Genomic DNA, 22,904 nt, shown 5'->3' with positions numbered 1-22,904 from the left:
TGCGCCGGGTCGGCGCGCGGCGGCGGGGCCTGCTCCGGAGAGGACGGCCCCGCCCTGCAACGGTAACGCTCCGGGCTCGAACGATTCCCGGGCCCGGAGCGCTCCGGTGCCGGTCAGACGGTGACGGACTTGCGGTCCTCGACGGACTCGTCGGCCGCGGACTGCAACTTGGCGCCCTCGACATCGACGTCCGGGAGGATCCGGTCGAGGCTCTTCGGCAGCCACCAGGCGCGGCGGCCGAGCAGCGCGAGCACGGCCGGGACCAGTGCCATCCGGACCACGAAGGCGTCGAGCGCGACGGCCGTGGCGAGGCCCAGGCCCATCATCTTGATCATCGGTTCGCTCATGCCGATGAAGCCGGCGAACACCGAGATCATGATCAGGGCGGCGGCGGTGACCACCCGGGCGTTGTGCCGGAACCCGGTGACGATCGCCTCCGAGGCGCTCTCGCCGTGCACGAAGTCCTCGCGGATCCGGGTGACCAGGAACACCTCGTAGTCCATGGCCAGGCCGAACACCACGCCGACCATGAAGATCGGCATCATGCTCATCACCGGACCGGTCTGCTCGACGCCGATCAGGTCGGCCAGCCAGCCCCACTGGAAGACCGCGACGACGGCGCCCAGCGCGGCGGCCACCGAGAACAGGAAGCCGACCGCGGCCTTCACCGGCACCAGCACCGAGCGGAACACCAGCAGCAGCAGGACGATCGCGAGGCCGACCACCAGCGCGAGGTACGGCACCAGCGCGTCGGAGAGCTTCTGCGACACGTCGATGTTCATCGCCGTGGTACCGGTGACCAGCACGGTCGCGCCGGTGGCGGACTTCTGGGCGGCCGCGTCGTCGCGGATCGCCTGCACCAGGTCCTTGGTCTTCGCCTCGGCCGGGCCGGTCGCCGGGATCGCGTTGACCAGGGCGGTGTCACCGGCCGGGTTGAAGATCGGCGGGGTGACCGCGACCACGCCGGGCAGGCCGGAGACGGTCTTGGAGACCTGCTCGGCGGCGGCCTTCGGGTCGGGCGAGCCCTTGGCGTCCACCACGACGGTCAGCGGGCCGTTGAAGCCAGGGCCGAAGCCGTCCGACAGCAGGTCGTAGGCGCGGCGCTCGGTGGTCGAGGTCGGCTTCGCCTCGTCGCCGGGCAGGCCCAGGCGCAGGTCCAGCGCCGGGGCGGCGATCACGCCGAGGCCGATCACGCCGCCGATCAGCACCAGCAGCGGACGGCGCAGCACGAACCGGGCCCAGCGGGCGCCGCCGTTGTCACCGCTCGCCGGGCGGGTGCTGTCCGCGGCGGCCTTGCGCTCCTTGCGGGGCAGCACCTTGCGGCCGATGAAGCCGAGCAGCGCGGGCACCAGGGTCAGCGCCACCAGCACGGCGATGACGACCGTTCCGGCGGCGGCCAGGCCCATCTTGGACAGGATCGGGATACCGACCACGGACAGGCCGGCCAGCGCGATCACCACGGTCAGACCGGCGAACACCACGGCCGAACCCGCCGTGCCGACGGCCCGCCCGGCCGCCTCGCGCGGGGCGCGGCCCTCGGCGAGCTCCGCGCGGTAGCGCGAGATGATGAACAGCGCGTAGTCGATGCCGACCGCCAGGCCCAGCATCATCGCCAGCGTGCCGGTGGTGGCGGACAGGCCCAGGGTGCTGCCCAGCGCGGTGATCAGCGTCATGCCGAGGCCGACGCCGACCACGGCCGTCAGCAGCGGCAGCCCCGCCGCGACCAGCGAACCGAAGGTGATCACCAGGACGACGGCGGACAGCGCCATGCCGATCGCCTCGCTGCTGCCGCCCGCCTCGCCGTGACCGGCCAGCGCGGTGCCGCCCATCTCGACCTTCAGCCCGGCGTCCCGGCCGTGCTGCGCGGCCTGCTCCAGGGCGGCGGTGGCCTCCTTGGACAGCTCGCCGGCCTTGGCCGAGTAGGTGACGGTGGCGTACGCGGTGGTGCCGTTCTGGGAGACGGTGTGCGCCTGGAACGGGTCGACCGCGCCGGTGACCTCGGGGGCGTGCGCCAGCTCGCCGACGGTCTTCTGAACGGCCTGCTGGTTCGCCTCCGCGGTGATCTTCTGACCGTCCGGGGCGACGAACACGATCCGGGCCTGGGCGCCGTCCGCGTGGCCGCCGGGGAAGCGCTGGTTCATCAGGTCGAAGGCCTTCTGCGCCTCCGTGCCGGGTATCGCGAAGGCGTCGGCGGGCGCGGCGGGCGCCTTGGCCGCGAGCACTCCGCCGACGGCCAGCACGGCGACCCAGAGCAGGGTCACCAGCTTGCGCCGGTCGAAGGCCCATCGGCCCAGGCGGTACAGGAACGTGGCCACGGGGGAGCGGCCTCCTTCGGATTCGGTGCACGGTCGCGGAACACGCCGAGGGCGGCACCGGCACCGGATTCCGGCGCGGTCCGCCCGCAGCATGATTCATCCTTCGTCACCGCCCCCACCTGCGTCGTCGTCGCTGTGCAGACAGTTGTGTACTGCGTCCGCAGTAGTTGCGGGCAGGTCCGCTCATCCTCCGGGCCTGGAGGTCAGGGCAGGTACGCCACCTCGGGGAAGCGGGGCGAGGGGCCGTCGAGCAGCGGGGCGGCGCGGTGGCGCAGGTGGAGGTCGAAGAAGGCGAGTGGGTAGGCCTGCTGGATCAGCAGTGCGCGGGCCGGGTCGATGGTGCCGACCATGCGCTGGATCTGCTCCTCGGCCAGGCCGAGCAGGCGGCCCGCCTGCGGGATCAGCGTGACGTTGTCGCCGTACGAGGGGTGCACGGCGCCCGCCGCCCGGACTTCCAGGCGCCAGCCGCGCAGGTGGGACCAGAACTCGGCGACGTACGGGTCCGTGGCGCGCGCGAAGTCGGCGGTCATCAGCAGGAACGGCCGGTCCAGGTCGGCGGTGATGCTGGGGTGGCCGAAGCCGGGCTGCATCGGGCCGTCCAGCGCCAGACCCGCCAGCACCCGGCGGTCGGCCAGCATGGTGCAAGCGGTGGCCGTGCCGCCCTTCGACCAGCCGAACATGCCGATCCGCGAGGCGTCCACGGCCGCGCCCAGCCCGTCCGGCAGCGGGCGGCCCCCGGCGTCCGGGTTGTGTCCGGCGGCCAGCTGCTCGACGCAGTCCAGGACGAAGCGCAGGTCAACGGAGTAGTCCAGGGCGTACATCGTGCCGTGCAGGTCCGCCGGGGTGAGCACCCGGCCGTCCGGCAGTTCGCTGAAGCAGTTGCCGAGATGGTCCACCGTCACCACCACGTAGCCGTGGCTGGCGAGCTCCTGCACCATCACGGTGTGGTCGGCGCGGTGGCTGCCCGAGCCGTGCGAGTACACCACGACGGGCAGGCGGTGGCCGGTGCGGTGCACGGGAGCGCCGAGCCGGCCGGCGGTGAGCGGGACGAGCGCCGGGTCGAGCGGGAAGCCGACGGCCGCCAGGAACGCCCGCATGGCGCCGTCGGGCAGCCACGGGGCGAGCGGCAGGCCCTCGCCCGCCCGGGCCGGGGACGCCGGGTACCAGACGCTCGCCATCAGCTCGCGGTACGGGCTCATGCCGGGGCCGGACAGCGGGTTCGGCCGGGAGGTGTCGACCAGGTGCAGCGGCGCCGTGCCCACCGGGAACGGGCCGGTGGGGGCGGGCAGGGTGAGCCGCGACGGTGTGGTGCCCTCCGCCCGGGCGGGCCGCGCGGCGGCGAGCGGTGCGGCGGCGAACGGTGCGACCGCGCCGAGGGCCAGGGCGGTGCCCAGCAGCCGGCGGCGGGTCAACTCGGGGCGAGGGAGGGACATTTCGACTCCAGAGGTGGAGTGGACAGGGAGGATCACTGGTCGCGCCGGGGCACGGTGAACAGCGCGAGCAGCACCGCGAGAGCCGCCCACACCGGGTAGACCGTCCACGCCCCGCCGATCGAGGACGGGTAGGGGACGCCGGTGAGCTCCCCGACCAGCCCCAGCCGGTCCCAGGCGTTGAACGGCTGCGCGTGCGCGACGACCGCGCCGAAGTGGGTGTTGTCGCGGACGAACATCGGGACCATGAACAGCAGCGCGAACAGCGCGACCATCGCCGTGACGCTGTGCCGGATCACCGCGCCGAGCGCCAGACCGACCAGCGCGCCCACCGGCGCCAGCAGCACGGAGGCGAGCAGCAGCCGCAGCGCGCCCGGATCGCCGATCGACACGCCGCCGTACCTGCCGGCCAGAATCGCCTCGTCCAGCCAGAACGAGACGGACGCCACCAGCAGACCGAACCCGGTGGCCGTCGCGGCGACCACCACCAGCTTTGCGGCCATCAGCTCCGTGCGGGCCGGGACGGCGGCGAAGGTGGTGCGCAGCAGGCCGGTGGTCTGCTCGCTGAGGATCGCGATCGCGCCCAGCGCACCCATCATCAGCAGCACCAGCGAGGCGCACGGCCGGGTGAACGCGTCGTGCAGCGCGCCGAACTGCGCGTAGTACGCCTGCGCCTGGGCCGTCCAGGAGTCGAACTCGGCGCGGGAGACGCGGGCGCCGTTGGCGTTCATGCCGATGATGGTCAGCGCGGCGACCAGCAGGAACCAGGGGATCGACCGCAGCGAGCGCAGCTTGATCCACTCGGCGGCCAGCAGGTCGGTGAACCTGGCGGGCGGATCGACCCGGTCGATGGTCGGGTGAAGGGTGCTCATGCTCGTTCTCCTGCCGCGTACTCGACGCTGCTGCCGGTCAGTTCCATGAAGGCCTGCTCCAACGAGCCTGTGCGGGGCACCAGTTCGTGGATCAGCAGGCGGTGGTCGAGGGCGGTCCGGGCGATCGAGGTCGCGTCCGGGCCGGTCACCGTCAGCAGGCCGTCCGGTGCCTGCGTCACCTGCGCACCGCCGGCGGTCAGCGCCGTCACCAGCGCCGCCGGGTCGGTCGTACGGACCTGGACGGTCCTCTGCGCGCCGCGGGCCGCGAAGTCCGCCACCGTCTCGTCCGCGAGCAACTCGCCGCGCCCGACCACGATCAGACGGTCCGCGGTGTGCTCCATCTCCGTCATCAAGTGGCTGCTGACGAACACCGTGCGGCCCTCGGCGGCCAGCCGCCGGAACAGGTTGCGGACGAACAGCACCCCCTCCGGGTCCAGCCCGTTCAGCGGCTCGTCGAAGATCAGCACCGGCGGGTCGCCCAGCAGCGCACCGGCGATGCCCAGCCGCTGCCGCATGCCCAGCGAGAAACCGCCGATCCGCCGGTCCGCAGCCGCCGAAAGACCCACCTCGCCCAGCACCTCGTCCACCCGGCCCGCCGGGATCGCATTGCTGCGGGCGAGGAAACGCAACTGGTCGCGGGCCGTCCGGCCGCCGTGCACATCCCCGGCGTCGAGCAGCGCCCCCACCTGCCGCAGCGCCCGCCGCAGGGTGCGGCAGTCGCGGCCGGCCACGGTCGCCGAACCGGAGGTCGGGGCGTGCAGCCCGAGGATCATCCGCAAGGTGGTGCTCTTGCCCGCACCGTTCGGGCCGAGAAAGCCGGTGACATGGCCCGAACGGACCGTGAAGGACAGGTCGTTGACGGCGGTGATGCGGCCGTAGCGCTTGGTGAGACGGGTTACTTCGATCACGGGGACAACGGTGCCGGGCAGCGGCACCCGGGCACATTCGGCGACGGTGGACAGTCGGATCGACGGACGATCAACTCCGGGATGTCATCCACGGAGGACTGCGGCGCTTGAATGATGATCGCTACGCTCGGGGCATGAATCTCACCCGGGTGCCGTCGAAGGTCCTCTCCCGCGTGGCACCCGGGACCTGGATGGTGCTGCTCTGGTTCGCCGTCACCGCGTACACCGTCTTCGAGCAGATGCACATGCGGGACGGCATCTCCGTCCTCACCCTGAGCACCGGCAACCAACTCAACGAAGTGATCGCCGTGCTGGCCGTGCTCGCCGCGGGCCGCCGCCGGCGCCGCCCGCTGACCGCGCTCTGCCTGCTGCTGTTCGGCACCGTCGCGTCGGTGATGGCGATGGCCGTCGCCGACATCCCGCTGCTCCAGTACCTCGTCGTGGACGTGGCGATCTGCTACCTCGCGGCCACCCAGCCCACCCGCACCTCGGTCATCGCCGGTGCGCTCGCGCTCGGCACCCTGCTCGGCTACTCCGGCCTGCGCGTGCTGTTCCACATGGACGACCACGGCAGCACCACGCTCACCGGCGCACTCGCCACCGCGATCGCCTGGCTGATCGGACACGCCGTCCACCAGAGCCACACCCACACCGAGGCGCTGCGCACACAGGCCACCGAACAGGCCATCACCTCCGAACGGCTGCGCATCGCCCGCGAGCTGCACGACATGGTGGCGCACAACATCGGCATCGTGGCGATGCAGGCCGGCGCCGCCCGCCGGGTCTTCGACACCCAGCCCGAACGCGCCCGCGCCGCCCTCGGCGAGGTGGAGACCGCCGGACGCGAAACACTGGCCGGGCTGCGCCGCCTGCTCGGCGCGCTGCGCGACGCGGAACCCGAGGACGCCGCCGAACAGTCCGCGCCCGCACCGGGGCTGGACGACCTGGCGCGGCTGGCCGCGACCACCACCGCGGCCGGCGTCCGGGTGGACCTGCACTGGTCCGGCCCGCGCCGTCCGCTGCCGCCCGAGATCGAACTGTCCGCCTACCGGATCGTGCAGGAGGCGGTGACCAACGTGGTGCGGCACGCCAAGGCGCGCACCTGCCAGGTGTTCATCGAGTTCCATCCGGCCGAGCTGGCCCTCAGTGTGGTCAACTCCGGGCCCGGGCCCCGGCATTCGGACGGCAGCGGGTACGGTCTGGTCGGCATGCGGGAGCGGACCGCCCTGCTGCACGGCGAGTTCACCGCCGGGCCGCAACCGGACGGCGGCTTCCGGGTGGCCGCCCGGCTGCCCGTCCCCGCAAGCACCGACCCCCTCGTCCCCCTGGAGCCCGCCCGATGATCCGCGTCCTGCTCGTCGACGACCAGCCGCTGGTCCGCGCCTCCCTCGACATGATCATCACCGACGCCCCCGACCTCACCGTCGTCGGCGAGGCGGGCAACGGCGCCGACGCGGTGCGGCTGGCCGCCGAACTGCGGCCCGACATCGTGGTGATGGACATCCGGATGCCCGGCATGGACGGCATCGAAGCCACCCGGATCATCACCGGCGGCGGCACGGACGCCCCGCAGGTCCTCGTGCTCACCACCTTCGACCAGGACGAGCACGTCTACGGCGCGCTGCAGGCCGGCGCGTCCGGATTCCTGGTCAAGGACATGGAATTGGACGAGATCCTGGCCGCGATCCGGGTGGTGGCCGCGGGCAACGCGCTGATCGCCCCGACCGTCACCCGCCGCCTGATCGCCCACTTCGCCCGGCAACCGGCGACCTCGTCTGCGACCGCCGCGACCGCGACGCTCGACGCGCTCACCGGCCGCGAACGCGAGATCCTCACGCTGGTCGGCCTCGGCCGCTCCAACGCGGAGATCGCCGCCGAGCTGCACCTCACGGCCGCGACTGCGAAGACGTACATCTCCCGGCTGCTCACCAAGCTCGACGCGAGGGACCGGGTTCAGCTGGTGATCACGGCTTACGAGTGGGGGCTGGTGGGTCGGGGCTGAAGCGCTGCGCTTCGGCTGAAGGTTGTGGTGCGGGAGTTGCGAGGGGCCGGGCCCGGTCAGGGGGCGTTGACGGGGCCTTCGAGGACGCGGGTGGTTTCGTGGACGCGGCGGAAGCGGCCGTCCGGGGCGAACTCGCCGAAGAGGTGGATTTCCATGAGGAGGGTGGAGCCGTCCTTCAGGGAGATGGTGGCGGTGTGGCGGTCGGCGTAGTGGTCGCCGTCGAAGAGTTCCTGGTGCACCTCGATCACGCCGGAGGCCACGGATGCGCGGAGGTGGGCGATGTGGGCGAGAAAGGCGTGGCGGTCCAGGGTGTTGCCGTCGGTGCGCTGGACGTAGTCGGGGGTGATGTGACGCTCGGCGGCCTCGTTCAGGTCGAGGTCCGGGGAGAAGACGAGGTCGTTGAGGGCGGCACGGATGTCGGTACGAGGCATGAACGCCCTCCTGGTGTCGTTGGTGTTGCAACTGCCCTTGTGGCAGGGGAGTTTCGCGTCTCGTGACGGTACCTCGGCGGCCCGCCGCCGGGAAGACGGCACCACCCACGACGATCATGTGTCGGTGTGGGCGGTTAGGTTTCTTCCCAGCTCAGGAACGGCGGCCGGGAGGGCTCTGACGTGGCATGGCTGACAGCGGGTGACTATCAGGTCACCCTGGAGGCGGACGGAAAGGTCGCGTGCCGGAACGCGGCGGGCCGCCGGTTGAAGACGGTGCCGGCGAAGCTCAAGGACGACCCGGCCGTCGTGCAGCTGCGCCGCCTCGCGGAGTGGCTCGGCGGGCACGAGCGGCAGTGCCTGGCCACCGTCGAGCGGTGGATGGTTCGCTCGCTTCCCGTCCCCGCCGCCGTGCTCGGCGCGGTGTGGGCCGACGAGGCCTGGCGGTCGGTGCTGCGCGACCTGGTGGTGACGGACGCCGACGGCTCGGTGGCCGGCTTCCTGCGCGACGCCGACCCGGCACGCGGCATCGGCGTGGTCGATCTGGACGGCGACACCGTCCGCCTGACCGACGCCGAGATCCGGATCCCGCATCCCGTCCTGCTGGAAGACCTCGACGAGCTGCGGGAGTTCGCCGTCGAGCTGGACGTCGCCCAGCAGCTCCAGCAGCTGCACCGCGAGGTCTGGCAGCGGCCCGCCGACCTCGATCCGGCCGCCACCCGGATCGACACCTGGGCCGGTGGCCGCTACAAGGAGCTGCGCGAACTGGTCGGCCGCTGCACCCGGCTCGGCCACCGCATCCGCGGCGGGTACGCGATCGTGCCGCTGGTCGAGGGCGGCCGCACGCTGGAGGCCCGGATGTGGGTCGGCGACTACTACGAGTACGACGAGTGCGAGACCGGCCCGCTCAGCTGGGTCGGCGCCGACGGGCGGCCGGTGCCGCTCACCGAAGTCGGGCCGGTGGCCTGGTCCGAAGGCGCGCGGATGGCCGCCGCGCTGTACGCCGGCCGCACCATCGAAGGGGAGGAGTCGGCATGACGGACAGCACCCGCACCGACGCGCAGTACCGGGAAGACCTGCTCGACGCCGGCGCCGTCCTGACGCCCGGCCGGACCGCCACCGCCGACGGCCCCGACAGCACCGTCGACACGCTCACCGCCCGCAGCTACCGGCACCCCGGGCTGGACGGCCGCACCGTCGTCCGCCTGGTGCCCGGCGCCCTCGGCCCGGCCGAGGACCTCGCCGTGGAGTTCCTGGGCCTGATACCCGACGGCGAACCGGCCGAGGTCGGCCAGGTCCGGCAGGAGGCACTCGGCTTCCCCGCCTGGGCACTGGTCCACGACCCGGCCAACGGGCACCACGCGCTGGCCGTGGTCAAGGAGATGGAACGCCTCGCCCGCCAGATCAAGTCCAAGCCCGGCAACGCCAAGGACGGCTTCGACGAACTGGCCGTCCGCCTCGGCCGCGCCGTCCCGCACTTCCTGCCCACCTACTGCGAACAGGTCGGCCGGATCTTCCTCGAACAGGGCAACCAGAACTACGCCGCGACGTACTTCGGCAAGGCCCGCGAAGCCGAGCGCACCCACAGCCTGGCCATCGACGAGGAACGGCTGCGCGCCGTCTTCCTGGAGTTCGCGCTCGGCGGCGCACTGACCGTCAAGGCGCTGCGCCAGTACGTGAAGGACCTCGCCGGGCGACTCGACGCGCCGACCGCCTGGCAGCGCTTCCGCCAGCTCTGCGCGGAACGCTCCGCGGCAGGCATGGCCCCGTACGCGGGCATCGCCGAGGACGCCCGGCAACTGATCCGGGCCGCCGGGCTCGACCAGCGGGAACAGGAACAGCTGCTGCTCGGCGAACTGCTGTCCTCGCCCGCGGTCGGCCGGGCCCCCGCCGCGGTGTGGACGTCCTGGCGCGGCGCGCTGACCGACCTGGCCCGCCGGGACGAGGCGGTCCGGGCCCGGCTGCTGGAGATCCTGCCGACCCCGAGCGGCTCCAAGGACGACGCCGCCACCGACGCCGACTGGCTGACGCTGCTCCAGGAGTCCGGCGCCGAACAGCTCCTGACCGACCCGAAGGCCACCGGCGCGGAGCCCGCCGCCCGCTGGCTCCAGCGCTGGACCGCCCACCTCGACCGGGGCTGGCGCTCCCGCCCCGCCTGCGGGGCCACCGTCGAACTCGCCGCCCGGATGGCCGAACGGCTGCGCACCGAGGCCGTCCCGGTGGAACTCCCGCCCGCGCACCCGACGGCGCTCAACGTCCTCGACCTGCTGCTCGCCGCACAGGTCCCGGTCGCCGACCCGACGGACACCCCGTCGATCGACCTCGGCCCCTGGCTGGAGGACGGCGACGCCGGCCGCCGCGACCTGGCGGCCGTCGCCGCCGACCCGCGCTTCCGCGCCGCGCTGAAGAACGCCGTCCCGGCCGTCTGGCAGAAGCACGGCGGCAGCAGGCTCGGCCCGGTCGGCATCCAGTACCCGGTGCTGCGCGCCCTGTTCGTCGAATGGGCCGACGAGCGGGCCGCCGAACTGCGGTCCGCGACCGGCCTGGCCGGCGCCCTGAGCCTGCTGGCCGCACTCGGCCCCGTCCGCCCCGCCCTCATCGAGGCCAACCCGGCCGCCGCCGCCCGGATCGCCGGACTCGACGTCGCCGCCCTGCTCGGACACACCCTGCGGGCCGGCATCCTCGACGAACTCGGCTGGCCCGCCCTGGAGGAGGGACTGCGCCGCCTCTTCGAGGACGAGGAGACCGGCCGCGTCCCCGGCCGGACCGACCGCAGCGACCTGCAGATCGAGGACGCCTGGCCGGCCCTGATCCTGGCCCGCCGCAACAGGGCCGTCGTGGTCGGCCCGGACGGCATCCTGCTGGAACACGACCTGCGCTGCCCCGCCGACCTGCCCCGCTGGCACAGCCCCCGCCTGCGCTACGTGGACGGCGAACTGCTGGTCGCCTGGCGGGAGGACGGCGAGGTGCGCGCGTACTGGTCCGGCCGGCCCGACCAGGTGTTCACCCCGACCGGCGAACCGGTGGACGTCGGCTACTACGGCCCCCACCACATGAGCCGGACCTCGCTGCCGCTGCCCGGCGGCGGCCGCGCCACCGGCGGCCGGGTCCTGCACGCCGGCGACACCGCGCTGCCCGCCGAACGCCCCGTGCTGAGCGACGGCGTCGGCCACTGGACGTACCGCCGCGGCGCCCTGGTCGAGTACGACCCCCTGACGGGCAGCCACGGCCGGGCGTCCGCACCGCCACTGTTCAGCACCGACGGCGACCCGACCGGCACCCTCCGGCCGTTGCAGTCCCGGCTGCTGCCGCTCCAGCCCGGCCTGGAACGCAGCCCGCTCGGCACCGACGGCACCCTGCTCGGCGGCTGGCTGCGCACCGGCCCCGACCGGGCCACCTTCACCGGCACCGACGGCCATCGGGTCACCGTGCCGGCGTCCGCCCACTGGCCGGTCGGCCGCCTCGGCCTGCCCGGCGGCGCCGCCCTCGCCCTGGTCGCCGCCGCCGACCGCAGCATCGTGCTCGCACCCCTCGACGGCACCGGCCGCACCGCCGACCAGCTCGCCGAGGTCACCACCGCCCACCCCGGCCAGCTGCACGCCGCCGGAACGGCCCTGGTACCGCCGCTCGACCACTGGCACGCGCTGCGCCCCCGCGACGAGGCCGGCTCGCAGCTGCTGCGCACCGTCACCGACCGCCAGGCCGCCGAACTCCTCGACGCCGCCTGGCCGGTGGACGCCGAGGACGCCGAACCGCCGCGCCGCCCCGAACTGGTGCTGATCCAGGGCACCGTCCGACAGGTCGCGGGCGCCCTGGCCGGCCAGACCGTCCCGGTCGCGGCCGTCGCGGAGACGCTGCCGGGCCTCACCGACCCGCTGCTGATCGCCGGCGTCGCCGGCCTCGCCCGGATCGCCACCGACACCGCGACCCGCGCCGCCCGGTTCGCACCGCTGCCGCAGCCCGAGACCGAAACCCCGGCCGCCCCCGCCGCGTACCAGCCGGAACACGGCGACGACGGGACGCTGCACGAGACACTCCAGGGAGTCCTCGGCTCCGCGGACGGCTTCGGGCAGCGCTGGCGGCGCGAGCCGGAGCAGTGGCACGTGCTCGCCAACCTGCGCACCGTCACCGACCTGCTGGCCGCGCCGCCGCAGGAGCGGCCCGCCCGCTGGACGGCCGACCCGCACCGCCTCTCCCTGCGGGGCAGCTACCACGGCTGGGCCGACCTGCTCGGCCGCACCGCCCCACTCGCCCTGGCCGCCGCCGTCCCCGCCACCGAGCAGCCCGCCCGGTCCGCGCTGACCCTGCTGCTGACCGAGCTGACCCGCGGCCCGCTCGCCGACGGCGGGCCGACCCTCCGTCAGGTGACACTCAGCGAGAAGAACGACAGCGCGAACCCTGGGTCCGGGACCCGCCCGGCCCGGGAGGGCCAGGTGCTGCGCCAGGGCGAGCGCACCGTGGTCGTGCTGGAATGCCGCAGCCACTACGGGGAGCTCCTGCACTGGGACGCGATCGAGCACGACCCGTCCGGGGAGTTCGGGCCCGTCGCCGACTTCACCATCACCGGGGAACGGCGGGTGCGCGACGACCTGACGGCCGACTGGATCGCCCGCTTCACCGCACAGCTCGCCCAGCACGGCCCGATCGCCCGGCAGCCCGCGCAGGCCGAGGAGTTCGACGCCGCCACCGGCATCGGCCGGGCCCGCGCCACCCTGCTGCTCGCCATGCCCGACGGGCTGTACTCCCGGTGGAGCGACTTCCCCACGGCCGAACAGCTCGCCCAGTACGAGCTGAAGGCCACCCAGGCCAACGTCGCCGCGGAGTGGCTGCGCGCCGTCGGCCGCACCGACCTGGACGCCCTCATGGCCGCCCTGCTCCCCGCCGACCCCGCGCAGCTCTGGTCCGACGGCCTGGCGACGGATGCCGCCGCGGCCCGCTGGATCGAGCGCCGCGGACGCCTGCGGACCCTCCCCGAGGAGGACCAGACCACCGTCAACGGGACGACCATCTCCGCGATCGAACAGGTCCTCAACCCGGAGACCACCGCTTGGCTCGCCCGCACCACCACCCAGCGCGTCCGCCCGACCGAGCACGGCGTCGAGCTGCTCCCCGACGACCCCGACGCGCTCCCCGACGCCTGGACCCTCGCCAGGGCGGTCGACGCACTCCGCTGGCTGGCCCACCGCCTGCCGTACGGCTCCGACCTGCGCCCGGCACTGCCCCGGTCGCTGGCCGCGATCCGCGCCCGCCTCGCCGACCCGGGCCTGCTGCTCGACCTCGGCCGGTACTCCACCGTCCGCGACAAGACGCTCCCGGCCGTGCTGCGCGGCCACTTCGGCCTGCCGGAGCAGAACGGCCAGGCCGGCGAGGAACCGGTGGCCTGCGGCGAGGCCATCGTGCTGGCCCCCAGCCACTACGGCGAAACCGCACACCTGCGGCCGGCCGCGCTCACCGGCCCGGACGACCCGCTGCTCGGCCTGCTCGCCGACCTGCTCGGCACCCAGCGCCACCAGGACGGGCTGGCCGCCCTGCGGGCGCTGCTCGGCGACGACCTGGCCCGGCTGACCGCCCACGGCTCCGCAGCTGACGAACCGGCCGGCCTGCCGCAGGACCCGCAGCGCAGCGCCCCCGCGCTGGTCGCCGAGGTGGCCGCGAAGCTCGGGCTCGGCGAGGACGCCGCCGCCCTCTACCTGCAACTGCTCGCCCTCCCCGACCCGACCGACCGCAACACCGCCCGCTGGACCGGCTGGAAGCCCGCCCGGCTCAAGCGGGCCCGGGCCGAACTCGCCGCCACCGACCTGGTGCTGGAGGCGAAGCGGTCCCGGGCCGGGCGCAGCCTGTTCCTGCCCGGAGGCTGGCAGGAAGGCAAGTCGCCCGGCCTGCCCGTGGAAGTCTGGAAGGCCGGCCTGTACGCCATCCCGTCCGACCTGGCGATCCTGCCGCACCACCCGGCACCCGACCTGTTCGCCCGCGCCTGGCAGCGGATCACCGACGGCGACCGGCCCGGCTACGAACAGCTCACCACCAACACCCGCCGGCGAGGCCGCCGATGAGCACCCCGAGCACCGAGGATCACGCCATGAGCACCGCGAGCACCGAGGATCACGCCACGAGCACCGCTTCCGCACCCGAGCGGCAGCTCGTCCTGCCCGAGGACAAGTACGCCGCCGAACTCTCCTTCCTCGCCGCGTACGACACCGGCCCCCGCCCGCCCGGCTGGCGGCTCACCCCGCGCGCCGTGGTCACCTTCGTGCTCGGCAGCGGTGGCGAAAAGCTCAAGCACGGCCGCCGCAGCACGACCGTCGAACCGAAGTTCGTCGGCGACCGCGCCTTGGTCGAACGCTGCGTGGTCACGCTGGCCGGCGAACGCGGCCTGCTGCTGGTCGGCGAACCCGGCACCGCCAAGTCGATGCTCTCCGAACTGCTCGCCGCCGCCGTCTGCGGCACCAGCGCACTCACCGTCCAGGGCACCGCCGGCACCACCGAGGACCAGCTCAAGTACGGCTGGAACTACGCCCTGCTGCTCGCCAAGGGCCCCAGCCGCGAAGCCCTGGTGCCCTCGCCCGTCCTCACCGCGATGACCACCGGCGCCGTCGCCCGCGTCGAAGAAGTCACCCGCTGCCTGCCCGAAGTCCAGGACGCCCTGGTCTCCCTGCTCTCCGAACGCCGGATCGCCGTCCCCGAACTCGCCGGCAGCGCCGACGCCCAACTGCACGCCGCCCCCGGATTCACCCTGATCGCCACCGCCAACCTGCGCGACAAGGGCGTCTCCGAGATGTCCGCCGCCCTCAAGCGGCGCTTCAACTTCGAGACCGTCGGCCCGATCGGCGACCTCGACGCCGAGATCGATCTGGTCCGGCGCCAGTCCACCGCCGCCGTCGCCCGGGCCGGCGCGCCGTACGCGGTCGACGACGCCGTCCTGGAAGCCCTGGTCACCGCCTTCCGCGACCTGCGCACCGGCCGCTCCGTCGAAGGCTGGGACGTCGAACGCCCCTCCACCGTCATGAGCACCGCCGAAGCCGTCTCCGTCGCCACCGCGCTCGGCGTCACCGCCGCCTACCTCGACGGCGGCGACACCCTCACCCGCCTCCCCGGCCAACTCGTCGGCGTCGTCCGCAAGGACGACCCCGCCGACACGGCCCGCCTGCTCGGCTACTGGGACGGCGCAGTCCGCCGCCGCGCCGAACAGGGCTCCACAACCTGGCGCACCCTGTGGGACCTGCGCCCCACCCTGGGGGGCTGACGGCGATGACCCCCTTCGCCCACCCACCGACGAGCGCCTCGCCGCCCGGGCTTACCCGCGCGGGGACGGGCGGCGGCGGGCCGGACTTGATGGAGGTTCGCAACGGCGCCTTGTCGGCCGAGAGTGCCTCGCCGTCCGGGCTTGCCCGGTCTGGGCCGTGGGCCGCTGTTGCGGTTGCTGACGTTGCGTTCGAGGGGCCTGCGGCGGGGCTTGCCCGTGCGGAGATGGACGGCGCTGGGCTGGACCTGATTGATGTTCGCCATGGAGCTTCGTCGGCCCAGGCCGTAGGACTCCGCCCGCCCGCGAGTGCCTCGCCGGCGGGGCTTGTCCGTGCGGAGATGGACGGCGGTGGGCTGAACTTGATCGATGTTTGCCATGGCGCCTTGTCAGCCACGAGTGCCTCGTCGTCCGGGCTTGCCCGCTCCGGGCCGTGGGCCGCTGTTGCGGTTGCTGACGTTGCGTTCGAGGGGCCTGCGGCGAGGCTCGCCCGTTCCGATGAGGACCGTTCCGGGCGGTCGGCCGCTGCCGTGGCTGCCGACAGCGAGTTCGGGGCGTCCCCGGCCGAGGCCCTGGCCCAGCTTGCCGGTTCGGGTGCGGACGGCCCCGGCCCCTACCTGATCGGCGTTCGCCACCACGCCCCGTCGATCGCGGCCGTGCTGCCCGCCCTGCTTGACGCGGCGCGGCCCGACGTGCTGTTCGTCGAACTGCCCGAGGAGTTCCAGCCGTGGCTCGGCCTCCTCGCGGACGAGCGAACCCAGGCGCCGGTGGCCCTCGCCGCCGCAACCGCCGAGGAAGGTTCCGGCCCGGCGTTCTACCCGTTCGCAGACTTCTCCCCGGAGCTGACCGCCCTCCGCTGGGCCGCCCGCAACGGTGTGCCTGCCGTCGCCTGCGACCTGCCGTTGGCCCACCGCGCCGCCGAAACCCGCGACAGCGACCCAGACCGCGCCGCGGGCCTCACCGACGCCCTCCGCCGCCGACTGACCGGACGCCCCGACGAAGACCTGTGGGACCGCCTCGTCGAGGCCCCCGCCCCAGGCTGCACCCCGGAAGAAGTCCGCCGCGCCGCCCTCCTGGTCGGCTGGGCCCTGCGCGAGGACGCCCGCACCGTCGACCCGCTCGACCTCCACCGCGAAGCCTGGATGCGCGCACGCATCCACGCAGCCGGGGAGGGAGGCCGCCGGGTCGCCGCAGTCATCGGTGCCTTCCATGCACCGGCGCTGCTTCACGACGACCGGGTGGCAAGTGTCCCGCCACCGGCGGATGTTGATCTGCTGCCTGCGGCCGGCCAGTTGCCGGTCGTGTCGGAGTCGGAGATCGTCCCGCCTTCGGGGGCTGCCCCGGCTCTTTCGGTGAGCGTTGCGCCGGTGGCGGTTGCCCCGCTGGCGGAAGGTGTCCCGCCGATGGTGGCTGGCCCGGCGTCAGCGACCGTGCTGGGGTTGGCGACTGGCCTACCGGCGCCGGCCGTTCCGGCGTCGATGACCGCCTTGCCGTCATTGACTGCTCCGCCGGTGGAGGCTGCCAGGCCTTCGGTGACCGCCTTGCCTTCGGTAGCTGTTCCGGGGGCAGTGGGCGCGGGGTCTTCGACGGTTTCCTCGGTGTCGCCGACGGCAGCGCCTGTGGTGACTGCCCCGCCGCAGGACGTCGCGGCCGTGTCGGGGCCGGAGATTGTCCCGCCTTCGGCGGCTGCCCCGGCCCTTTCGGTGAGCGTCGCGCCGGTGGCGGTTGCCCCGCTGGCGGAAGGTGTCCCGCCGATGGCGGCCGGCCCGGAGGCAACGACCACGCCGGGGTTGGCGACCGATTCGTTGGCGTCTGCCGTTTCGGCCTCGACGGCCGTCTCGCCGTTGGAGGCTGTTCCGGCGTCAGCGACCACGCCGGGGTTGGTGACTGCCCCACCGACGCCAGCCGTTCCGGCGTCGATGACCGCCTTGCCGTCGTTGACTGCCCCGCCGGTGGGGGCTGCCAGGCCTTCGGTGACCGCCTCGCCTTCGGCAGCTGTACCGGCGTCGGGGGGCGCGGGGTCTTTGACGGCAGCGCTCGCGGTGACCGTCCCGGCGAAGGGCGTCGCGGCCGTGTCGGGGCCGGAGACCGTCCCGCCGTCGGGGGTTGTACCCGTGTCACCCGGCGGGCCGGAGTCGTATGTCGTTTCCCTCGTCCCCTACACCTACGCCCTGCTCGACGCCCGGTCCGGCTATCCCGCCGGTATCCGTGACCCGGAGTGGCAGCACACCGTGCTGACTGCCGCCGGAGACCCGGACAGGCTTGCTGCGGAGCTCACCCGTACCGTGGTGCGGATTTGTGACGCGCTGCGTGGGCTGGGGCATCCCGCAGGGCCTGCGGATGGGCGGGAGATTGTGCGGGTGGCCGGGGATCTGGCGCGGTTGCGGGGGTTGCCGGCGGCGGGGCGGGGGGAGTTGATCGAGGCGGTGCAGAGTGTGTTGGCGCAGGGGGAGCCGCTCGGGCGGGGGCGGGCCGTGGCGCGGGCGCTCGAAGAGGTGCTGGTCGGGACGCGGACCGGTCGTCCGACCCCGGCCGCGCCCCGCAGCGGTCTCGGTCCGGCTGTCGAGGGGCTGCTCGCCGAGTTGGGTCTGCCCGACGTGGCGGAGCCGTCCGCGCGCGACCTCCGGCTCGACCCGCACCGCTCGCCGCTTGACGCCCGCCGCGAACTGTTGCTGCGTCGCCTGGAGGTGTGCGGCGTGCCCTACGGCGAACCCGTCGCCGTGACCGGTGCCGGTGGCGCCGACGCGCTCGGGTCGCGCTGGCGGGTGCAGTGGACGCCGGCCGTCGCCGCCATGCTCACTGTCGCGGGCAGGCGCGGGGTGACGCCGGCTCAGGCCGCCGACGGGACCTTGCGCGAACGGCTGCGACGCGAACGGGAGGCGGGCGGTTCGACCGCCCGGCAGACCATCGACGGCCTCGCTGCCGCCGCCGGGTGCGCCCTGCCCGCGCTGACTGCCGCCCGGCTCGGCCAACTCGCCGAGGAGGTACCGGCGGTGGCGTCCCTGGCCGAACTGCTCGACGGGCTCGCGCTGCTCGACCGGTTCGCCGCCGGGCACCTGGCCGGCCGCGAGGCCGTCGCGCCGTTGCTCAGCCCGGCCGCCGAGGCCGCCGAGTTGCTCACCGCCGCCGCCGTCCGAGGGCTCGAAGGGCTGGTGGGCTCCGACGACTTCGCCGACGCCCGCGCCCTGGTGGAGTTCGCCCGCCGGGCCGACCCCGACGGTGGCAGCAGGCTCGGCCACACGCTCCGCCGCCTCGCCGACGACGGTTCGCCGCTGATCCGTGGCGCGGCCGGTGCGACCCGGGTGCTGCTCGGCCACCAGGAGGCCGCCGAGTTCGGTGGCCGGGTCGCCTCGTGGGTGGACGCCGCCACCGCGCCGGCCGGCCGGGCCGCGCTCAGCCGTTCCCTCAGTGGCCTGCTCACCGCGGCCGAGGGGCTGCTCACCGCTGCCCCGGCCGCGCTCGAACCCCTGCTGGCACGCGTCACCGAACTGTCCGACGAGGCCTTCCTGGACCGGCTGCCCGCCCTGCGCGGCGGGTTCGACACGCTCAGCCCGGCCGCCCGGGACCGGCTGCTCGCGGTCGTCGAGGAACGCCTCGGCGTACGGGTCGACACCCTGCCGACCGAGCTCGACCCGGCCACCCTCGCGACGTGGGCCCGGGCTGATCGGGCGGTGCGTCAACTCCTGCGAGCCAGCGGCCTGTTGATGGACGCGCAGGGCCGGCTCGACCAGCCCGACCAGCCCGCAGCCCAACCGGCCGAGATCGCGCCGTCCGCCCCGGGCTCCGCCCCCGGCTCCGCCCCCGGAACGACTCTCCCGCCCGCCGACCGCTGGCGGCTGGTGCTCGGACGCCCGGGCAGCGGCTCGGGCCCGGGCGGGCGGACCGCGCGCCTCGCCGCCGCGCTCGACGAGCTCTACGGCTCCGGCCGGGGCGAGGGTTCCGTCCCCGGCCCGACCGGTGGTCGGCGCGGCGGCCGGGAAGCGCCGTACCCGGGGGTGCGGGAGTGGTCCGAGGAACTGGTGGCCCTGTTCGGGCCGGGCATCCGTGAGGAGGTCCTCGCCGCCGCGGCCGGGCAGGGCCGTACCGATGTGCTGGAGGCGCTCGCCCCGGAGGCCGTCCGCCCCTCGGTCGAGCTGCTGCGCACGGTACTTCAGCACGCGGGCGGCCTGCCCGAAGCGCGCCTCGCCGCCCTGCGCCCGCTGGTGCGGCGCCTGGTGGACGAACTGTCGCGGGAGCTCGCGAGCACGCTGCGCCCGGCGCTGACCGGTCTCACCCTGCCCCGGTCCAGCCGCCGTCGTGGCGGCCCGCTCGACCTCGACCGGACGATCCGGGCCAACCTCGCCACCGCCCGGCCCGGCGAGGACGGCCGCACCCTGATCGTGCCCGAACGGCCCGTCTTCCGGACCAGGGCGACCCAGGCCAACGACTGGCGCCTGATCCTGGTCGTGGACGTGTCCGGGTCGATGGAGGCCTCCACCGTCTGGGCCGCGCTGACCGCGTCGATCCTGGCCGGCGTTCCGTCGCTGACCGCGCACTTCGTGGCCTTCTCGACCCACGTCGTCGATCTGAGCGGACGGGTGGACGACCCGCTGGGACTGCTCCTGGAGGTCCGGGTCGGCGGCGGGACGCACATCGCGGCGGGCCTGCGGTACGCCCGCGAGCTGGTCACCGTGCCGTCCCGCACGCTGATCGCGGTGGTGAGCGACTTCGAGGAGGGCCATCCGCTCGGCGGGCTGCTGACCGAGACCCGGGCGCTGGTCGGCGCGGGCTGCCACCTGCTGGGCTGCGCCGCACTCGACGACACCGGGAAACCCCGGTATTCCAAAGCCGTCGCCGAACAACTCGTCGCCGCGGGCATGCCGGTGGCGGCGCTCAGTCCGCTGGAACTGGCCCGCTGGGTGGGGGAGAGGATCCGATGACAGGCACCCCGTGGCCCGCGGTGGCCGCCGAGGTGGTCGCTCAGGTGGTGTCGGCGCTGTCGGCGCGGCTCCAGAAGCGGCTCGACGGCGCGGCCGCCAAGCTCGCCGACCGCCCGATCGAGCGGGCGGGCGAGGACTGGACCCTGCGGATCGACGAGGAGACCGTGCTGGTCCTGCACGCCCCCGACGGTACCGTCCGCACGGCCGAGGACGTCCGGTGCGGGTGCCTGCTCGCCCCCGGGTGTCTGCACCGCGCCGCCGCCGTCACGGTCGCCCCGCTGGCCGCGCCCACCGACGACGAGCCGCCCGCCGACGAGCCGTCCGCAAATGAGCCGTCCGTCCATGAGCCCACCGCCGACGAGCCGTCCGCCGACGAGCCGACGCGCCCGGAACCCGCCCCGGGCACCGGAGTTGACGTCCGGCCGACGGAGGAGCCGCTCACCCCCGCCGAGGCCGAGGCCGTCGACCGTCTGCGCCGGATCGCGTCCGAGGCCCTGGCCGCCGGCGTCAGCGGCGCCGGCGGCATCCTGCAGGCGGAACTGCTGCGTGCCGCCCACCGGGCCCGGCTGCTCGGCCTGCACCGGCCGGCCGCGCTGGCCACCACCGTGGTCACCCGGCTGCGGGCCGCTCGCGCCGCTGAGCCCGACCACCGGCTCGCCGACCTGGTGGCCGCCCATCGCGAACTGCTCGGCGCCACCACGGTGTTCACGCCCCGGGAGTTGCGGGGAACACCCCGGCAGGCCTACCGGGAGGTCGGCGCGCTCCGCCTGTACGGGCTGTTCGCCGAACCGGTGGTGTCGGCCACCCACGCCGGTGTCACGGTCTGGGTGGTGGACGCGGCCGGGAGGCTCTCCACGGTCTCCGACATCACCCCGCACGCCGATCCGGCCGAGGCCGCGCGGCTCGCCGGGGCGGCGGCCGGACGGCCGGTCCGGCTCGGTGACGCGACCTTGTCGCACCGCGACCTCGCCCGAGCCGGGCTGACCGTCCAGGGCGCCACCCGGACCGACTCCGGGCGGCTCGGCGCGGGCGCGCAGGTCCGGGCCGTGCGCGCCGCCGGGGCCGACTGGGACGAGGAGCCCGTCGCCCGGCTCTGGGCGGAACCGGTGCCCGCCCAGATCGAACGCGCCCTGACGGCCGGGCGCATCCCGCACGACCGGCGACCCGCCGGATCGGACCTGCTGTTCCTCGACGTCACCGTGCTCGGGCCCGGAGCCGTTCCCGGAGCCGTTTCCGGGTCGGCCGCCCCTCAACTGCTCGCCCGATGCGGGGAGTTGACGGTGGCGTTGCTCCCCGCCCAGGACCACCCGCGGCTCGCGTTCGCCGCCAACCTCGTGGCGCTCGCGTCCGCACCGGGCCTGCCGCTGCGCGTGGTCGGCCGGCTGGAGCGTGCCACCCACCCGCGCCTGCGTCTGCTGGCCGCCGCACCGGCCCCGGGGCGGCCCGATCCGGCGCTCACCCTGCCGCCCGCGTACCGCAACCGCGTCAGCCTGGGCCTGGAACGCCTCCAGTACGCCGACCTGCCGCCGGGTGGCACCGAAATGCCGCCTGCGGCGGTCTTTCCTCCGCAGCCGCCGTTCCACCTGCTGACCCGCCCGCTCGAACAGGCCGTCACCGGCGGCCGCCGGGCGCTGGCCGGACGCTCCGACCGGGCCGCCGCCGAAGGGCGCGGGCTGCGGTCGGCGGGTCTCGGCACGGGCGAACAGTTGCTCGCCGCGCTCCACGCGGCCGCGGCGGACCGGGATCGCGACGTCTTCGGCCGCCTGCACATCACCGACCACCTCGGCTTCGCCACGGCCTGGCTCGCCGCCGCCCGCTACCAGGAGGAACTCGTCACCGCCCTGTGTGCCGCCGCCTGGGCGCCCTACGGTCTCCAGTAGGGCGCGGCGTGGGCCAGGGCGCGGCCCTCCAGTGCGGTGACCAGGCGTTCGAAGAGGTGGACGGCGGCGGGGCCGGACCAGTCGGCGGGCAGCACCTGCGGGGGCAGGCCCGGGTCGCGGAACGGGAGTTTGCGCCAGTCGTCGACCACCGACAGGTAGCCGACGAAGGCGTCCCGGCCGTCCACGAAGGCGGCGGCGGACAGCCGGTCGGCCTCGGTGGTGCGGGCGGTGAGGAACTCCCGGTAGCGGCGGTCGATCTCGTCCAGGTCCCAGCCCTTGCGGACCATCGCGGCCAGGTCCTGCCCGCCGACGTGGTCGCCGGTGAACAGGGCGCACTGGTCGGTCAGGCCGAGTTCCTCGATCGCCCGCCCGGCGGCGGGCAGCATCCGGGCGGGGGCGATCCACACCGCCGCGCCGATGTTGCCGAAGCCGAGCGCCGCCAGGTGCGCGGTCAGCTGGTGACGCCTGGCCCGGGCGGACTCCGGCACCGAGAAGTTGACCAGGCACCAGCCGTCCGCCAGGTCGGCGGGCTGCCGGGCGTGCCAGATCACCTCGTCGCCGGCGGCCAGCGCCTCCAGCGCGGCGGGCGTCAGCGCGTACCCGCGCACGCCCGAGCGGGTCTGCGCCTCCAGCCAACCGCGCTGCTTGAGCCGGAAGACGGCGGTGCGGACGCTGGAGGCGTCCAGGCCGGCCTGGGTGAGCAGTTCGACGGTGCCGGCGATCGGCATCCAGTTGCCCAGCTTGCGGACGACGGCGCCGAGGAAGGTCACCAGCACGGTCCGGGAACGGCGCGCCGCGGTGGGCCGGGCGTCCTGCGTCTCGCTCATCCCAGTGAGTATGGCGGACGCCGCACCGATGATCGGACCGCAGCCCGTGCCCTCACGCCAGCACCTGCCCCGGCCCGGGCGTT

13 protein-coding genes are annotated in these 22,904 nt (G+C 74.5%); 7 read left to right on the top strand and 6 right to left on the bottom strand.

What is annotated here, in order from left to right; all coding sequences use genetic code 11:
• Positions 1-113: 113 nt before the first annotated feature.
• The 4 genes from ACFV18_RS13175 to ACFV18_RS13160 form a co-directional block, all read right to left on the bottom strand.
• Complete coding sequence (locus tag ACFV18_RS13175; RefSeq protein ID WP_380482453.1) at positions 114-2,315, bottom strand: MMPL family transporter; 2,202 nt, start codon at positions 2,313-2,315, stop codon at positions 114-116.
• A gap of 203 nt (positions 2,316-2,518) precedes the next feature.
• A complete protein-coding gene (locus ACFV18_RS13170; protein ID WP_380482451.1) occupies positions 2,519-3,748 on the bottom strand; it encodes an alpha/beta hydrolase family protein in 1,230 nt (409 codons plus the stop codon).
• A gap of 32 nt (positions 3,749-3,780) precedes the next feature.
• A complete protein-coding gene (locus tag ACFV18_RS13165) occupies positions 3,781-4,617 on the bottom strand; it encodes an ABC transporter permease subunit (RefSeq protein ID WP_380482448.1) in 837 nt (278 codons plus the stop codon).
• The gene (locus tag ACFV18_RS13160) at positions 4,614-5,525 is read right to left on the bottom strand and encodes an ABC transporter ATP-binding protein (RefSeq protein ID WP_380482445.1); all 912 of its coding nucleotides are present in this window, start codon (positions 5,523-5,525) and stop codon (positions 4,614-4,616) included. The genes ACFV18_RS13165 and ACFV18_RS13160 overlap by 4 nt, the downstream gene beginning before the upstream one ends.
• Before the next feature lie 134 nt (positions 5,526-5,659).
• Between ACFV18_RS13160 and ACFV18_RS13155 the strand changes: the two genes are divergently transcribed.
• On the top strand, positions 5,660-6,868 hold the full coding sequence (locus ACFV18_RS13155; protein WP_380482442.1) for a sensor histidine kinase: 1,209 nt from the start codon (positions 5,660-5,662) through the stop codon (positions 6,866-6,868).
• Entirely contained in the window at positions 6,865-7,527 is a 663-nt protein-coding gene (locus ACFV18_RS13150; RefSeq protein WP_380482440.1) for a response regulator, read from the top strand. Before ACFV18_RS13155 ends, ACFV18_RS13150 begins: the two co-directional genes overlap by 4 nt.
• A gap of 56 nt (positions 7,528-7,583) precedes the next feature.
• Here ACFV18_RS13150 and ACFV18_RS13145 read toward each other — a convergent pair whose 3' ends face one another.
• The gene (locus ACFV18_RS13145) at positions 7,584-7,958 is read right to left on the bottom strand and encodes a nuclear transport factor 2 family protein (RefSeq protein ID WP_380482438.1); all 375 of its coding nucleotides are present in this window, start codon (positions 7,956-7,958) and stop codon (positions 7,584-7,586) included.
• Between the two features lie 180 nt (positions 7,959-8,138).
• Here ACFV18_RS13145 and ACFV18_RS13140 point away from each other — a divergent pair, with 180 nt between their 5' ends.
• From ACFV18_RS13140 to ACFV18_RS13120, 5 genes are all read left to right on the top strand, one after another.
• Entirely contained in the window at positions 8,139-8,993 is an 855-nt protein-coding gene (locus ACFV18_RS13140) for a DUF4132 domain-containing protein (protein ID WP_380482435.1), read from the top strand.
• The gene (locus ACFV18_RS13135; protein WP_380482432.1) at positions 8,990-14,008 is read left to right on the top strand and encodes a hypothetical protein; all 5,019 of its coding nucleotides are present in this window, start codon (positions 8,990-8,992) and stop codon (positions 14,006-14,008) included. The genes ACFV18_RS13140 and ACFV18_RS13135 overlap by 4 nt, the downstream gene beginning before the upstream one ends.
• Before the next feature lie 26 nt (positions 14,009-14,034).
• Complete coding sequence (locus ACFV18_RS13130) at positions 14,035-15,198, top strand: AAA family ATPase (protein ID WP_380482430.1); 1,164 nt, start codon at positions 14,035-14,037, stop codon at positions 15,196-15,198.
• 338 nt (positions 15,199-15,536) lie between these two features.
• Positions 15,537-20,114, top strand: coding sequence for a DUF5682 family protein (locus tag ACFV18_RS13125; protein ID WP_380482427.1), 4,578 nt, complete (start codon positions 15,537-15,539; stop codon positions 20,112-20,114).
• Positions 20,111-21,994, top strand: coding sequence for a hypothetical protein (locus ACFV18_RS13120; protein WP_380482425.1), 1,884 nt, complete (start codon positions 20,111-20,113; stop codon positions 21,992-21,994). Before ACFV18_RS13125 ends, ACFV18_RS13120 begins: the two co-directional genes overlap by 4 nt.
• Here ACFV18_RS13120 and ACFV18_RS13115 read toward each other — a convergent pair.
• Complete coding sequence (locus tag ACFV18_RS13115; RefSeq protein ID WP_380482422.1) at positions 21,979-22,821, bottom strand: PaaX family transcriptional regulator C-terminal domain-containing protein; 843 nt, start codon at positions 22,819-22,821, stop codon at positions 21,979-21,981. The two genes, ACFV18_RS13120 and ACFV18_RS13115, sit on opposite strands and share 16 nt — an antisense overlap.
• Positions 22,822-22,904 lie beyond the last annotated feature (83 nt).

Source organism: Kitasatospora sp. NPDC059673 (assembly GCF_042734215.1).
In the GTDB taxonomy this organism is placed as follows: domain Bacteria; phylum Actinomycetota; class Actinomycetes; order Streptomycetales; family Streptomycetaceae; genus Kitasatospora.
Note: the sequence above shows the minus strand (reverse complement) of the source record. Positions and strands in the feature narration are given on the sequence as shown.